At 69.9% G+C, this 17,990-nt stretch carries 1 protein-coding gene; it reads left to right on the top strand.

Annotation, left to right across the window (positions count from 1 at the left end):
* Nucleotides 1-100 precede the first annotated feature (100 nt).
* Nucleotides 101-17,944, top strand: coding sequence for a type I polyketide synthase (locus tag F5544_RS12855; protein WP_167473411.1), 17,844 nt, complete (start codon nt 101-103; stop codon nt 17,942-17,944).
* Nucleotides 17,945-17,990 lie beyond the last annotated feature (46 nt).

The raw sequence follows: 17,990 nt of genomic DNA, 5'->3' as shown, positions 1-17,990 counted from the left end.
CGAGCACGGTATTCGTCGTTCGATTCACACCGCCGCGCCGCCGACCGCGAGAAGACACGATCGGTCTCCAGTGAACACGCACCCACGAAGGGGGAAGTAGATGCCGCTGCGTATCGACGGTGACATCGCGGTGGTCGGAATCGCTTGCCGGTTTCCCGGCGCCGCGAATCCGGATGCGCTGTGGTCGCTGCTGACCTCCGGAACCGTCGTCGACGCACCGGTCCCGGACGGGCGCTGGTCGCCCGGCGCGCTGGCGGGCGTGTCCGATGCCGAGGCGGACATCATCCGGCGCGGCGCCTTCCTCGACGATGTCGCCGGATTCGATGCCGAGTTCTTCCGGGTCTCGCCCCGGGAGGCCGCGACGATGGATCCGCAGCAGCGGCTGATGCTGGAGCTGAGCTGGGAGGCATTGGAGGACGCGGGAATCGCGGGTTCCTCGGTGTCGGGCAGCCGTGCCGGCGTATTCCTCGGCGTCACGGGGGACGACTACACCACGCTCGTACGCGAGCGCGGCGCCGACGCGATCACCGCGCACACGTTCACCGGATCCCAGCGGTCCATCGTCGCCAACCGCGTGTCGTACTTCCTGCGGGCCAAGGGCCCCAGCCTCGTCGTCGACGCGGGGCAGGCATCCTCACTGGTCGCCGTCCATCTCGCCGCGGAGAGCCTGCGCCGCGGCGAATGCGCCGTCGCCATCGCCGGTGGCGTCATGCTGCGGCTCACCCCGCACCACACCCTGGCGGCCCACCGGATCGGGGCGCTGTCATCCGACGGGCGGTGCCATGTATTCGACGCGCGCGCAAACGGTTTCGCACAGGGCGAGGGTGGCGGCGCCGTCGTACTGAAACCGCTGGCCGCCGCGCTCGCCGACGGTGACGACGTCTACTGCGTCATTCGCGGTAGCGCCATCACCAATGACGGTGGCGGTGAGCAACTTTCGACGCCGACCGTCGAGGGGCAGATCGAGGCGATCCGGGCCGCGTACCGGCAGGCGGATATCGATCCCGCCACGGTCGCGCACCTCGAGTTGCACGGAACCGGCACGCCGACAGGGGATCCGGTCGAGGCCGCCGCGCTCGGCGCGGTACTCGGCGCGGTGCGCCGGACCGGGGATCCGCTGCGCATCGGATCGATCAAATCGAATATCGGTCACCTCGAGGCGGCGGCCGGTATCGCGGGTTTCATCAAGACCGCGCTGTGTGCTCGCGCCGGAACCCTCGTGCCCACCGCGGATTTCCGCACGCCCAACCCGGACATTCCGCTGGACGAGCTGAACCTGCGCGTCCAGACCGCCGTCGAGCGGCTGCCGGCCGACGCCGCGGTGCTCGGGGTCAGCTCCTTCGGTATCGGTGGAACCAATTGCCACATAGCGGTTTCCACGCCGCCGGCGGCATCCGCGCGGGCGCGCGCCGCGGCCGCGACGGCGACACCGGTGCCGCTGGTGCTGTCGGCCACCGGCGCGGCGGCACTGCGGGCGCAGGCGGCCCGGCTCGCCACCGCGCTCGAAAACGGTTCGGACGTGCTGGATCTGGGGTGGTCGCTGATCACAACGCGCTCGGAATTCGAGCACCGCGCCGTGGTGCTCGCGCCCCATCGCGATGCCGTCGGTTCCGCGCTCGACGGGCTGGCCGCGGTCGCCGCCGGCGAACCCGCGACCGCGGTGGCCACCGGCCGGGCGCTCGACGCGGCCGATCCGGTATTCGTCTTTCCGGGGCAGGGTTCGCAGTGGGTCGGCATGGCGGCGGAGCTGCTCGACACCTCGGCCGTCTTCGCCGAATCCATCGCTCGATGCGCGAACGCCCTTGCGCCGTACGTGGATTGGTCGCTCACCGAGGTGCTGCGCGGCGACGGGCCCGCCGCGGCGCTCGACCGTGTCGACGTGGTGCAGCCCGCGCTCTGGGCGATGATGATCGCGCTGTCGGATATGTGGCGCTCGCTGGGTGTGCGGCCCGCGGCCGTTGTCGGGCATTCGCAGGGTGAGATCGCCGCCGCATGCGTGGCGGGCCTGCTCTCGCTGTCCGACGGTGCGCGAGTCGTCGCGTTGCGCAGCCAGATCATCGCCCGCCACCTCGCGGGCCGGGGCGGAATGGCGACGGTCGCGCTGCCCGCCGATGAGCTGCGCGAGATACTCGCGGACTATCCCGAGGTCGGGCTTGCCGCGCTGAACGGGCCGCGCTCCGTCGTGGTCAGCGGCCCGTCCGAACCGCTCGAACAACTGCTGGAACTGTTGGCGAGCCGAGAGATTCGGGTACGGCGCGTACCCGTCGACTACGCCTCGCATTCGGCCTATGTCGACGCCGTCACCGACGAATTGCTCGACGCACTCGGACCGATCACGCCCCGGTCCGGCGATATCGCCTTCTATTCCACCGTGACCGGTGCTCAGCTCGACGGCGCCGAGCTCACCGCGGCGTACTGGTGCCGCAACCTGCGCGAGACGGTCCGGTTCGAGCCCGTCGTCGCGGCACTGCTGCGGCGATACACCGCATTCATCGAACCGAGCCCGCACCCGGTGCTCACGGTCCGCGTCCAGGAGACGGCCGAGGTGGCCACGCTGCCGGTCGCCGCGATCGGGACACTGCGACGCGACGAAGGCACGTACCCGCGGCTGCTGAGCTCGGCCGCCGAGGCATGGACCGCCGGGGTCGCGATCGACTGGACCGCCGTCTTCGACGGCACCGGTGCGCGCCGGATTCCGTTGCCCACCTACCCATTCCAGCGCACGCGCCACTGGCTCGACACGGTCGACGCCGTGGTCGCGCAGGATATGTCGGCGCTGGCCCTGCGACTGCGCGAGGCGGGTGCCGAGAAGCTGCGCGATGTCCTGCTCGATATGGTGCGCAGGCACACCGCGGTGGCGTTGGGCCTCGACGGCCCCGCCGCGGTCGAGGCCACGAACCCGTTCCGGTCGCAGGGATTGACCTCGATCGTCGGGGCGACGCTGTGCGCGGACCTCGCCAAGGCCACCGGAGTCGGCCTGCCGCCGACCGCGGTCTTCGACCATCCGACGCCGCTGGCGCTGGCCGTCCATCTCGAAGAACGCGTGCGCGGCACCACCGCCGCCGTTCCGGAGGGCCCGGCGCGTGCGGTGGCCGCCGACGACGATCCGGTGGTGATCGTCGCAATGGCCTGCCGCTATCCGGGCGGGGTGGCCACCCCGGAGGAACTGTGGCGGTTGGTCCGCGCCGACCGGGATGTGATCGGCGCCTTCCCCGCCGACCGCGGTTGGGCTCTCGATGGCATGGGCGCCTCGGCGACCTCCCGTGGCGGATTCCTCTACGACGCGGCCGATTTCGATGCGGCGTTCTTCGGCATCTCGCCGCGCGAGGCGCTCGCGATGGACCCACAGCAGCGACTGCTGCTCGAAACCGCCTGGGAGGCATTCGAACGCACCGGCGTCGACCCGAAAGCGTTGCGCGGCAGCGATACCGGTGTGTTCATCGGGGCGATGGCGCCGGATTACGGCCCGCGGCTGCACGAGCCGTCGGACGGTACGGACGGTTACCGGTTGACGGGCACCACGGGCAGCGTGGCCTCGGGCCGGGTGGCCTATGCATTCGGGTTCGAGGGACCGGCGGTCACCATCGATACGGCCTGCTCGTCGTCGCTGGTCGCGCTGCATCTCGCTGCGGATGCGGTGCGGCGCGGTGAGTGCTCGATGGCGTTGACCGGTGGCGTTACCGTCATGTCCTCCCCTGGCATGTTCGTCGAATTCAGTCGGCAGGGCGGGCTTTCACCCGACGGACGCTGTAAAGCGTTCTCCGCCAACGCCGACGGCACCGGATGGGGTGAAGGCGTCGGACTACTACTGCTGGAACGACTTTCCGACGCACAACGCAACGGCCATCCCGTGCTGGCGATCGTCCGTGGCTCGGCCGTCAACCAGGACGGTGCGTCAAACGGGCTCACCGCACCCAACGGTCCTGCCCAGCAACGGGTTATCCGGCAGGCCCTCGCCAACGCCGGTTTACACGCGTCCGAGGTGGACGCCGTCGAAGCACACGGCACCGGAACACGACTCGGCGACCCCATCGAAGCCCAAGCACTCCTAGCCACCTACGGACAAAACCGCAATCAACCCCTCTGGCTCGGCTCGATCAAATCCAACATCGGCCACACCCAAGCCGCCGCAGGCGCCGCAGGCATCATCAAAATGATCATGGCCATGCGGCACGGTGAGTTACCGCGGACCCTGCACATCGATCGGCCCACACCCCATGTCGACTGGTCCGCTGGTTCCGTACGACTGCTGACCGAAAGCCAGCCATGGCCCGAACACGATCGTCCTCGCCGCGCGGGTGTGTCCTCCTTCGGCATCAGCGGCACCAATGCCCATGTGGTGCTGGAGGAACCGCCCGTCGACATCGAGGCCATCGCGGTCGATCCGGCTGACGGATCGACCGAGCGCGAACTCGATGCGCCGTGGTTGCTGTCGGCCGTCGACGAGACCGCGGTGCGCGCTCAGGCGCGGCGACTGCGCGAATATCTGTACGAGCAGGCGGCCGATCCGGTAGCGGTCGGTGCCACGCTCGCGACCGCCCGTACCGTATTCGGCACACGTGCCGCCATTTTCGGCGCGAATGTCGCCGAGCGCGCCGAGGCGCTCGCGGCGCTGAGCGCGGGACAGCCGCATCCGGGACTCGTGCGCGGCGCGGCCTCGGCCACGGGTGATGTCGTGTTCGTCTTCCCCGGTCAGGGTTCGCAGTGGATCGGCATGGGCGTCGAATTACTCGACAGCTCACCAGTATTCGCCGAAACCATCGCACGATGCGAACATGCGCTGACACCTTTCGTCGATTGGTCGCTCACAGATGTCTTGCGCGGCAACGGCTCTGCGCTCGACCGTGTCGACGTGGTGCAACCCGCGCTGTGGGCAATCATGATCGCGCTCACCGACACCTGGCGCGCGTTCGGCGTCGAACCCAGCGCCGTCATCGGACACTCCCAGGGCGAAATCGCCGCGGCCACCGTCGCCGGAATCCTGACCCTCGACGACGCGGCCCGAATCGTGGCACTGCGCAGCCGCATCATCGCCGAACACCTTGCCGGACAAGGCGGAATGGCCTCCATCGCCCTACCCGCCGACACCGTCCGAAACCACCTCACCAACCACCCCGACCTCGAAATCGCCGCCCTCAACGGACCCCGATCCACCGTCATCGCCGGATCGCGGGAGCCACTGGAACACCTACTGACCACACTGGAACAGCAGGAAATCCGGGTACGCCGCATCCCCGTCGACTACGCCTCACACACCGCCCACGTCGACACCATCCAGGCCGAACTGGACATGGCACTCGCGAACATCACCCCGCGACAAAGCCGAATCGCATTCCACTCCACCGTCACCGGCAGCCAACTCGACGGCACCGAACTCACCGCCCACTACTGGTTCCGCAACCTCCGCCAACCAGTACTGTTCCACCCCACCCTCCAAGCACTACTCCCCACCCACACCACCTACATCGAACCCAGCCCACACCCGGTACTCACCGCGGCCATCCAGGACGCCGCCGATGCCGCCGATCTAGCCGTCACCGCCGTCGGCACTCTCCGCCGCGACCACGGCACCGGCATCGATCTGCTCATCGCCGCCGCCGATGCCTGGACGCACGGTGTTCCCGTCGACTGGCACGCGCGGTTTTCCGGCATCCGCCGAATCCCGTTGCCCACCTATCCGTTCCAGCGCACCCGCTACTGGTTGAGCACCGCCGTGCCACCGGTCGCCGCCGAAACGGAGGACACCGAATTCTGGGCCGCGGTGGAGTCCGCCGACGCCGACGCGGTCGCGTCGATGCTGGGTCTCGAGGGGGACCGGCCGGAATGGCTCACGCAGGCGGCGCCCGCGCTGGCGCGGTGGCGCGAATCGCGCCGGGCGAGTAGCGCACTCGATGCCCTGCGGTATGTGGTCGAGTGGACGCCTTCGACCACGATCGGCCGTGACTCGCCCGCCGGTACCTGGCTCGTCGTCGTACCGGAGACCGCCGACGAGCTCGCCTGGACGCAGGCGGTGTGCGCGGCATTGCGCGCGAGTGGCGCGCAGGTCGTCGAATTGCGTTGCAGCACAACAGATCGCGCCGAACTGCGCGATCGGCTGCCCGACACCGTCGACGGCGTGCTCTCACTGCTCGCGGTGGACGAGACGCCGACTCCGGGCAGCCCCGCGGTTCCGAACGGCACCGCGACGACGCTGACCCTGGTCCATGCGCTCGCCGATGCCGGACTCGCGGCCCCGCTGTGGATTCTCACCTCGGGTGCGGTCACCGTGCACCGCGCCGACGCTCTGCCCAATCCCGTGCAGAGTCAGGTGTGGGGACTCGGCCGCGTGGTGGCGCTCGAACAACCCGAACGCTGGGGCGGGCTCGTCGATCTCACCGCCGAGCCCGATGATCGGGCGATCACGCGGCTGCTCGCGGTGTTGGCGCAGCGGACCGAGGATCAGCTCGCCATTCGCGAATCCGGTGTCTTCGCCCGCCGATTGGTGCACGCCACCGCGCCCGAACCGGCTTCGGAAAGGCGCGAACCACGTGACACGGTGCTCATCACCGGTGGCACCGGCGCGCTCGGCGCACAGGTCGCTCGCCGATTCGCACTGGACGGCGCGCGACATCTCGTGCTGGTCGGCCGCCGTGGGCCGGACGCACCCGGCGCGGACGAGCTCACCGCCGAATTGCGGGCGCTCGGTGCGGAAGTCAGCGTCGTGGCCTGCGATATGGGCGACCGGGCGGCCGTCGCGCGGCTGCTGGCGCGGTTCCCGGTGACCTCGGTACTGCATGCCGCGGGCATGGTCGACGATGCGGTGATCGACTCCCTCACCGTCGACCAGCTGGATCGGGTGCTGCGGGTGAAGGCCGAGGGCGCGCGGCATCTGCACGACCTCACCGCCGACCTGGAATTGGACGAATTCGTCCTGTTCTCTTCGATTTCCGGTGTGCTCGGCATACCCGGTCAGGGCGGCTACGCACCCGGCAATGCCTATCTCGACGCGCTCGCCGAGCACCGCCGGGGGCTGGGACTTCCGGCCACCTCATACGCCTGGGGCCCGTGGGCGGGCGACGGTATGGCCGCCGTCGGTGACGTCGCGGACCGGCTGCGCCGCCACGGCGTGCCGCCGCTCGCGCCCGACCAGGCGCTGACGGTTCTCACCCGCGGTGCGCCCGCGAACCGGGCGACCGTCATGGTGGCCGATTTCCGTTGGGACCGTTTCTTTCTCGCCTACACCGAGGCCCGCAGGCGACCGCTCATCGAGGAACTGCCCGAGGTGCGCGCGCAGCTGGACGCGGGCGGCTCGGGCGACGAATCCGCCTCCGGGCTGGCGACAAGGATGCGCTCGCTCCCGCCGAAGCAGCGGTCGGCGGCGGTGCTCGAGGCGGTTCGCGCTCAGGTCGCCGCGGTGCTCGGATATGCCGACGCACACGCCGTCGACGTCGAAAAGCCGTTCCATGACCTCGGATTCGACTCGCTCACCGGTGTGGAGCTGCGCAACCGGCTCGGCGCCGAGGCCGGGGTGCGGCTGCCGTCGGGCCTGGTGTTCGACCACCCGACAACCGCCGCGGTGGCCCGCCATCTCGAATCGGTGCTGCTGGGTGCGGACGAGACCGAGGCGCGCCCCACCGCCGCGGCGATCGACGACGACCCGGTGGTGATCATCGGGGCCGCGTGCCGCTATCCCGGTGGGATCGACTCGCCGGAGGGCCTGTGGAAGTTGGTCGCCGACGGTGGCGACGCCATCGGCGAGTTCCCCACCGACCGCGGCTGGGATCTCGCACGGCTGCTGCCGGAGGCGCCGGGCGGGCCGTGGACCTCGGTGACCGGTCGCGGCGGATTCCTGTACGACGCGGCGGATTTCGATGCGGCACTGTTCGGGATCTCACCGCGCGAGGCGCTCGCGATGGACCCGCAGCAGCGACTGCTCCTCGAAACCGCCTGGGAAACCTTCGAACGCGCGGGCATCGACCCGATGTCGTTGCGCGGCAGCGATACCGGCGTATTCGTCGGCATGTCCTATCACGACTATCAGGCCCGGATCACCGAGCCGCCGCAGGATCTGGCGGGCTACCTCCTGACGGGATCGACGCCGAGCGTCGCCTCGGGCCGGATCTCCTACACCTTCGGACTGGAGGGCCCGGCCGTCACCATCGACACGGCGTGCTCGTCATCGCTGGTGGCACTGCACCTCGCCGCCGAATCGGTGCGGCGCGGCGAATGCGCCATCGCCGTCGCCGGTGGTGTCGCGGTCATGGCGACACCGCATATGTTCACCGAATTCAGCCGCCAGCAAGGACTTTCGCCGGACGGCCGATGCAAGGCGTTCGACGGCGCTGCGGACGGATTCGGCGCGGCGGAGGGCGTCGGCCTGCTGCTCGTGACACGGCTGTCCGAGGCTCGGCGGCGCGGCCACCCGGTGCTGGCCATCGTGCGCGGGTCGGCGATGAATCAGGACGGCGCGTCCAATGGACTCACGGCCCCGAACGGTCCGTCGCAGCAGCGGGTCATCCGGCAGGCCCTCGCCAACGCCGGACTTCGGCCATCCGAGGTGGATGCCGTCGAAGCACACGGCACCGGAACACGTCTCGGCGATCCCATCGAGGCCCAGGCGCTCCAGGCCGTCTACGGCCGGGATCGAGCGGAGCCGCTGTGGCTGGGTTCGGTGAAATCCAATATCGGCCACACCCAGGCCGCAGCGGGCGCCGCCGGCGTCATCAAGATGATCATGGCCATGCGGCACGGCATCCTGCCGCGGACACTGCATGTCGTCGAGCCGACCGCCGAGATCGACTGGGACGGTGCCGCTGTCCGGTTGCTGACCGAGCAGCGGCGGTGGCCCGGCCATGACCGCCCGCGCCGCGCGGCGGTCTCGTCCTTCGGGGTGAGCGGCACCAACGCCCACGTCATCCTCGAACAGCCGCCGGTCGCGGAGGAGCCCGAGGCGCCACGCCCGGATCCGGTCGCGGTGCCCTGGGTGCTGTCGGCGAAAACTCCTGGGGCACTGCGTGATCAGGCGCGACGGCTGCTGGCGGTCGCCGACCGGGACCAGGTGGATATCGGATGGTCGCTGGCGGCCACCCGTGCCACGCTCGACCATCGCGCGGTCGTCGTGGGCGGCGACCGCGACCGGTTGCGCGCCGGGCTTGCCGCGCTCGCCGACGGTACGCAGGACGAAACCGTCGTCGAAGGCGCGGCGGATTCGGCGGGCAAGGTCGTGTTCGTCTTTCCCGGTCAGGGTTCGCAGTGGATCGGCATGGGCGTCGAATTACTCGACAGCTCACCAGTATTCGCCGAAACCATCGAACGCTGCGAACAAGCACTCGCCCCGTACGTCGATTGGTCGCTCACAGATGTCTTGCGCGCCAACGGCTCCGCGCTCGACCGTGTCGACGTGGTGCAACCCGCGCTGTGGGCAATCATGATCGCCCTCACCGAAACCTGGCGCTCCCTCGGCGTCGAACCCAGCGCGGTCATCGGACACTCCCAAGGCGAAATCGCCGCAGCCCACATCGCCGGAATCCTGACCATCGACGACGCAGCCCGAATCGTCGCACTGCGCAGCCAAATAATTGCCGAACACCTTGCCGGACAAGGCGGAATGGCCTCCATTCCCCTACCCGCCACCGACCTCGAACACATCCTCACCAACCACCCCGACCTCGAAATCGCCGCCCTCAACGGACCTAGGTCGACGGTCGTCGCCGGTCCGCAGGAGCCGCTGGAACACCTACTGACCACGCTCGAACAACAGGAAATCCGGGTACGCCGCATCCCCGTCGACTACGCCTCACACACCCCGGGCGTCGAGGCGATCCGGGCCGAACTCGATATCGCGCTGGCGCCCGTAACTCCGCGTCCCGGCGAGATCACCTTCTATTCCACCGTCACCGGAAACCCGCTCGACGGTACGGAACTCACCGCCGACTACTGGTTCCGCAATCTCCGGCAGCCGGTGCTGTTCCACCCCACAGTCGAAACCATCGTCTCCGGCCACCGCATCACCTTCATCGAGCCGAGCCCGCATCCCGTCCTGCTCCCCGCCCTCGAGGAATCCGGCGATACGGTCACCGCCATCGGCACCCTGCGCCGCAACGACGGTGGCATCGCCCGGCTGCTCACCGCCGCGGCGACGGCGTGGGTCAACGGCATCGATATCGACTGGGCCGCACAGCTTCCCGGCGCCCGGCCGATCCCGCTGCCCACCTACGCATTCCAGCGCACGCGCTACTGGCTGGAGGAGCAGGCCACCGGTTCGGCGAATCTCGCGGCGGCCGGGCAGACGGCGCTCGATCATCCGCTGCTCTCGGCCCGCGTCGACCAGCCGGATGGACGCGAGGTGTTGCTCACCGGCCGGATCTCGATCGATACGCATCCGTGGCTCGCCGATCACGCCGTCGCCGGCGTGCTCCTGCTGCCGGGTACGGCCGTGCTGGAGATGGCGATCCGGGCCGGTGACGAGGTCGGCTGCGAACTCGTCGAGGAACTCACGCTCACCACACCGCTGGTGCTGCCCGAACGCGGCGGAATCCAACTGCGCGTGCGGATCTCGTCGATCGGCGACGGCCGCCACACGATCGGCCTGTACGCCCGGCCGGAGAATGTACTCGACGGTGACGCGTGGACGCTGCACGCGAGCGGCACGCTGACCCGCTCGGGTCGTGCGGGCGTCGCGACGCCCGCCGCCCGGCCGGCCGCCGACGCCGAACCGGTGCCGGTGGACACCGTGTACCAGCGCCTCGCCGGGCACGGTTACTCCTACGGTCCCGCCTTCCAGGGGCTGCGGGCGGTAAAGCGTTCGGGCCGTGAGGTATTCGCCGAGATCGCCCTGCCGGAGGAGCAGCACGCGGCCGCGGCGCGGTTCACCCTGCATCCGGCGCTGCTGGATGCGGCGGCGCAGACCGTCCTGCTCGCATCCCCGCCGCGCGACGGCGCACCATCGGTGCTGCCATTCGAGTGGCGGAGCTTCACCGTGCACACGACCGGTGCGGTGGCGGCGCGGGTGCACCTGCACACCGTCTCCCCCACCGAGGCCCGGTTGTCGATCACCGATCACTCGGGCATGCCGATCGCGGAGGCGGCGGCGCTCGTGCTGCGGCCGGTGGATCTCGCCGGGCTCACCCGCCTCGGCGTCGGGCGCAGCGATGCGCTGTTGCGCGTCGAGTGGAGCGTATTCACCCCGGCCTCGGTGGTGCCCGCGGATATCGTGTCGCGCGCCGACGTCGCGGATGCGACCGAACTCGCCGCGCTGGCCGCCGCATTCGCCGAGGACGATGCCGAACTGCCGAGCCTGGTGTTTGCCCGCCTCGATCTCGGACACGACGAGGAGTCGGAGCCGTCGGCCGCGTCCGCACGCGCCGAGGCGTTGCGGGTGGCGGAGTTGCTGCGGCGCTGGCTCGCCGAGCCGCTGTTCGAGGAGTCGCAGCTCGTGCTGGTCACCCGGCACGCCGTTCGGGTGCTGCCGGACGATCCGGCGTCCACCCGGTTCGCGACCGTATGGGGCATGGTGGGCTCGGCCCAGACCGAGCACCCGGACCGGTTCGTCCTCGCCGACGTGGATGGCGAGGACGCCTCCTATCGAACGCTGCCCATCGTGGTCGCCAGCGGCGAACCGCGAATTGCCGTGCGCCACGGTCAGCCCCGGTTCCCGCGGCTGGTTCGCGTCGGCGAGCCCGCGCCCGCCGACGCGCCCATCGATCCCGACGGCACCGTCCTGATCACCGGCGGCACCGGCACTCTCGGCCGTCTCGTCGCCCGGCGCCTGGTCGCCGAACACGGCGTGCGCCGCCTGTTGCTCGTCAGCAGGCAGGGCCGGAACGCGAACGGCGCCAACGAATTACTGGGCGAGCTGCGTGCCGCGGGCGCGGCGGCGGAGATCGTCGCATGCGATGTGGCCGACCGGCACGAGCTGACCCGGCTGTTCGACGAGCTCCGCGACACCCACCCGGTCACCGCCGTGATCCACACCGCGGGCACGCTCGCGGACGGCGTCGTCGACTCGCTCACCCCCGAACAGCTCGACGCGGTGCTGCGGCCGAAGGCCGACGCCGCGGTGCACCTGCACGAACTGAGCAATGAGCACGGCGTGCGCCGGTTCGTCCTGTTCTCCTCCGCGGCAGGCGTTCTCGGTCCCGCGGGGCAGGCGGCATATGCGGCGGCGAACGCATTCCTCGACGCGCTCGCCCGCTACCGCAGGCAGCACGGTGCACCGGCGGTGGCGCTGGCATGGGGTTTGTGGGACGAACGCAGCGGGCTGACCGCCGAGCTGACCGACCTGGACCTGCGCAGACTGTCCGAGCTGGGTATCGGCGCGATGCCGACCGAATCGGCGCTGTCACTGTTCGACGCGGCCTGGAACGGTGCGCACGACGATGCCGCGCTGGTTCCGCTACGGGTGGACGCCCGTGCGCTGATCGCATCCGGCGGCCCGATCCCCCCGCTGCTGCGCGACCTGGTTCGGGTTCCGGTCCGGCGGGCGATCGCGCGCCAGGACGACGAGGCGCGCCCGCTGGCGGATATCCCCGCCGAGCGGCGGGCCGGTGTCCTGCTGGAACTCGTCCGCAGCCGGGCCGCGGCGGTCCTGGGGTACGGCTCCGCCGCCGGCGTGCCGTCGACCCGCGCGTTCCGCGATCTCGGTTTCGATTCGCTCGCCGCGGTCGATCTGCGCAATCGTCTCAATGTCGCGACCGGCCTGCGCCTGCCCGCCACCATCGTTTTCGATCATCCGAGCCCGACCGCGTTGGCCGAATACCTCGAACAGGCGCTGTACGGGCGCGTGGCCGCGACGCCGGATGTGCTTCCCGCCGGGCGGCTCGACGACGATCCGGTGGTCATCGTCGCGATGAGTTGCCGCTTCCCCGGCGGCGGGACGAGCCCGGAGGCGTTCTGGCAGTTCGTTTCCGCCGAAGGCGATGCCGTATCGGTCATGCCGTCGGACCGCGGCTGGGCACCGAATCCACTGCGGGAGGGTGCGTTCCTGTACGACGCGGCCGAGTTCGATCCGGAGCTGTTCGGGATCTCGCCGCGGGAGGCGCTCGCGATGGATCCGCAGCAGCGGCTGTTGCTGGAGACCTCCTGGGAGCTGTTCGAACGCGCGGGCATCGAACCGATGTCGTTGCGCGGCAGCCGAACCGGCGTATTCGCGGGCGTGATGTACCACGATTACGGCGCCCGCCTGACCGAGGTCCCCGCCGATGTCGAGGGGTATCTGATCAATGGCAGCGCGGGCAGTGTCGCGTCCGGCCGGGTCGCGTACACCTTCGGTTTGGAGGGGCCCGCGGTCACCGTCGACACCGCGTGTTCGTCCTCGCTGGTCGCGCTGCACCTCGCAGCGCAGGCACTCCGCAACGGCGAATGCACGATGGCACTGGCCGGTGGTGTGACGATCATGGCGACGCCCGCCCCGTTCGTGGAGTTCGGCCGACAGGGTGGTTTGGCGCACGACGGACGGTGCAAGGCCTTCTCCAGCGATGCCGACGGCACCGGATGGGGCGAAGGGGCCGGATTACTTCTGCTGGAACGACTTTCGGATGCCCGACGCAATGGCCATCGGGTCTTGGCGGTCGTGCGTGGCTCGGCGGTCAATCAAGATGGTGCGTCCAATGGGCTCACCGCACCCAACGGTCCTGCCCAGCAACGAGTTATCCGCCAAGCCCTCGCCAACGCCGGACTGCAACCGTCCGACATCGACGCTGTCGAAGCACACGGCACCGGAACACGACTCGGCGACCCGATCGAAGCCCAGGCACTGCTGGCCACCTATGGACAAGACCGCGACGAACCCCTGTGGCTGGGCTCGGTCAAATCCAACATCGGCCACACCCAAGCCGCCGCAGGCGCCGCAGGCATCATCAAAATGATCATGGCCATGCAACACGGTGTATTGCCCCGCACCCTGCACATCGACCGACCCACCACCGAAGTCGACTGGAACACAGGCAAAGTCGAACTACTCACCGAGAACCGTGTTTGGCCCGAACGCAACAGACCACGCCGCGCCGCCGTGTCCTCCTTCGGTGTGAGCGGCACCAACGCACACGTCATCCTCGAACAGGCACCGGCATTCGAGTCCGATACAAGCGAGCAGCGCTGCTTGCCAGTCGTGCCATTGGTGCTGTCGGCCCGTGGTCCAGCGGCGCTGCGGGCGCAGGCAATTCGGCTCGCGGATGCGATAACGGCCGCGGACTCGACGCTCGACATCGGCTGGTCGCTGGCCACCACCCGGGCCGATCTGGCCGATCGCGCGGTCATCGTCGCGACCGGTGAGACCGATCGATCGGCGGCCCTGCGGGCGCTCGCCGAGGGAGTCACGCATCCGGCGGTGATCACCGGCCGTGCCACCGAGGGCGGGGTGGCAATGATGTTCTCCGGCCAGGGCTCCCAGCGCCTCGGCATGGGTCGCGAACTCTACGAGGCCTACTCGGTTTACGCCGCGGCATTCGATGCCGTGTGCGCCCAACTCGACCCACATCTTCCAAAACCGTTGCAAGAGATCATCTTCGGTGACAACGCCGAACTGCTCGACCAAACCCGATATGCCCAACCCGCGTTGTTCGCCGTGCAGGTCGCCCTCTACCGGCTGTGGGAATCATGGGGCATCACACCGACGGTCGTGATCGGACACTCCATCGGCGAAATCGCCGCCGCCCACATCACCGGCGTTCTCACCCTCACCGACGCCACCACCCTCATCGCGGCCCGCGGCCGGTTGATGCAGTCGCTGCCCGAAGGCGGGGCGATGGTGGCCGTGGATATTTCGGAGCGCGACATTCTGCCCCTGTTGGACGGATACCGGGACCGGGTCGGCATCGGTGCGGTCAACGGCCCGAATTCCCTTGTGCTGTCCGGTGATCGCGCCGCACTCGGCGAGATCGTCGAACGCCTCGACGGGCACCGGACCAAGTGGTTGCGCGTCTCGCACGCCTTCCACTCACCGCTGATGGACCCCATCCTCGACGAATTCCGCAGCGCCGTCGCCGAATTGACGTTCTCGACGCCCACCCTCCCGATGGTCTCGACCGTCACCGGGGCGCCGATCGACGAGACCACCCTCGCCGATCCCGACCACTGGGTCCGGCACGCACGGCAGACGGTGCGCTTCGCCGACGCGCTCACCGCGCTGACGGCGCACGATCCGGCCGTATATCTGGAAATCGGCGCCACCGCCACGCTGACCACCCACGTCACCGGCGCTGCCGTCGCCTCGCTGCGCCACGACCGGCCTGAGCCGCAGGCGCTCGCCACCGCGCTCGCGCATCTCGTCGTCGCCGGTTCGAATCCGAACTGGCACAACTACTTCGCGGATGCGAACGCCCGCTCGATTCCGTTGCCCACCTACGCGTTCCAACGTCGGCGGCTCTGGCTCGACAACCGGCCGTCCGGGGTGATCGATCTCGGCGCGGCGGGTTTGGACGGCGCGGACCATCCGATTCTCAGAGCGTCGGTGGCCTTCCCGTCGTCGGACCGCATGCTGTTCACCGGACGGGTGTCGCTGGAATCGCAGCCGTGGCTGACCGACCACGCCGTGCATGGCACGGTGTTGTTCCCCGGTACCGCATTCGTCGATCTGGCGCTGCACGCCGGACGCCTGAGCGGCCATCCGCGAGTGGCCGAGCTGACCACGGGCGTCCCGCTGATCCTCACCGAAACCGCGGGTGTCCAGGTCCGCGTCGAGGTCGGCGAGCCACAGGACGGCCACCGGACGATCGCGGTGTTCTCCCGACCGGAGGGTGCGGAACCCGACGCGCCGTGGACGCGGCACTGCGAAGGCGTGCTGGACGCGGAACCCGTCACCCGGCCCGAGCCCATGCGGTGGCCACCCGTCGACGCCACCCCGGTCGACATCACCGACTTCTACACCTGGATGGCCGAGACCGGTATCACCTACGGTCCGGCATTCCGCGGCCTGCGGTCGGCATGGCGCAGCGGGGACGAGATGTTCGCCTCGATCCAATTGGACGACACGACAGACGGTTTCGCCGTGCACCCGGCATTGTTCGACGCCGCGCTGCATATCGGCGCGGTCGACGCCGACGCACCGGCGAACCTGCCGTTCCACTGGTCCGGTGTCGCGCTGCACGGCCGGGCGGGCCGTGAGCTCCTGGTCCGGCTCGTGCGCCGCGGCCCCGAGGCGGTCGCGCTCGCGCTGGCCGATCCGTCCGGCGCTCCGATCGTCTCGGTCTCCGCTCTCGTCGGGCGGCCGGTGCCCGCCGACCGAGTGCGACCGGCCGGGACGGCATCCCTGCGGATGGACTGGCAGCCGGTCGCGCTGCCGTCGGCGACGGAACTTCCTTTCGACGCCGTCGTGCTCGAAGTCGTTGCCCGGCAGTCGGATCGATGCGATCCGGCCGAATCCGCCCGGCTCACCGCCGAATATGTGCTGAATTCCGTACAGGACTGGTTGGCGCGCCGATCCGCCACCCGGCTGATCGTGGTGACCGATGGTGTCCACTCCAGCGATCCGGGCCGTCGGTTGCCCGCCGCCGCGGTCTGGGGGCTGGTGCGCTCGGTGCAGGCGGAACATCCCGGTCGGGTGGTGCTGGTCGACACCGACGGCGACACCGACCGGCTCGCTGCCGCCGTGGCCTCCGGCGAGGCACAGATCGCACTGCGCGCGGGGCGGGCATTCGCTCCGCGGCTCACCCGGCAGACGCCGGCCGCAGCCGAAATCACCTGGGACGGAACGGTTCTGGTGACCGGAGCGAGCGGCGCGCTCGGCGGCCTCGTCGCGCGGCACCTGGTCCGGTCGCACGGGGTTCGCCGCCTCCTGCTGGTCAGCCGCCGGGGCGCCGACGCCCCCGGCGCCGATGACCTCGCCGCCCAGTTGCGTGAGCTCGGCGCGGCGGTGGAATTCGCGGCGTGCGACGTCGCCGATCGGCAGGCGCTCGCGGAACTGCTCGCCGCGGTGCCCGAGCGGTGGCCGCTATCCGCGATCGTGCACTGCGCCGGTGTGGTCGACGACGCCACGCTGACCGGGCAGTCGGGCGAACGCCTGCGAAATGTCTTCGCGCCCAAGGCCGATGCCGCGTGGCAGCTGCACGAGCTCACCCGCGAGCTGAAACTCTCGGCATTCGTGCTGTTCTCCTCCGCCGCCGGCGTACTCGGCTCGGCCGGGCAGGCGAATTACGCCGCGGCCAACGCATTCCTGGACGCGCTCGCCGAGATCCGAAGGGAGCAGGGCCTGCCCGCGCTCTCGCTGGCCTGGGGCCTCTGGGATGCCACGGACGGTATGGCGGGCGAACTCGGTGCGGCCGATCGCCGCCGCCTGGCCCGCGCGGGCGTGGTGCCGATCAGGGCGGAGCAGGGCCTTGCGATGTTCGACGACGCGCTCGGATCCGAAGACGCACTGGTCGTCCCGCTGCTGCTGAATCGGGCGGCGCTGCGGGACGCGGCCGAAATACCCGCGGTATTGCGCGGATTCGTGCCGACCCCGCGAGGAATCGAATCCACCGAGCGGGTCGCGGAGTCGCTGCGGGATCGGATCGCCGGACTCGTCGGCGCGCAACGCTCGAACCTGCTGCTCGATACGGTGCGTGCCGAAGTGGCCGCGACGCTGGGCCACGCCTCCCCTGCCGCGCTCGATCCCCGCACGAGCTTCACCGACCTGGGCTTCGATTCGCTCACCGCGGTCGAATTGCGCAACCGGCTCACCGCCCGCACGGGTGTGCCGCTCCCGGCCACGCTCGCATTCGACCATCCGTCGCCCGCGGCGCTCGCCGCCTTCCTCGACGACGAATTGCCCGGAGCCACCGACACTTTGCTCGCCGAACTGGACCGGTTGGAGGACCTGCTGCGCGCCGAGTCGGCCGCCGACCACGAGCACGTCGCCGAGCGCCTCACGAGCCTGCTCACCGTCTGGAACCTGCGCGGCGCGGGCAACGGGAAGGCGCACCACGGCGCCGATCTCACCGACACCACCACGCCGGAGGAGCTGATGGAGTTCATCGACCGCAACCTCTGACGCAGTCCCGTACCGAAATCAGCTCGAATCGACAGGTGGTTGTGCG

Source organism: Nocardia arthritidis, assembly GCF_011801145.1.
Lineage (GTDB): Bacteria > Actinomycetota > Actinomycetes > Mycobacteriales > Mycobacteriaceae > Nocardia > Nocardia arthritidis_A.
Note: the sequence above shows the minus strand (reverse complement) of the source record. Positions and strands in the feature narration are given on the sequence as shown.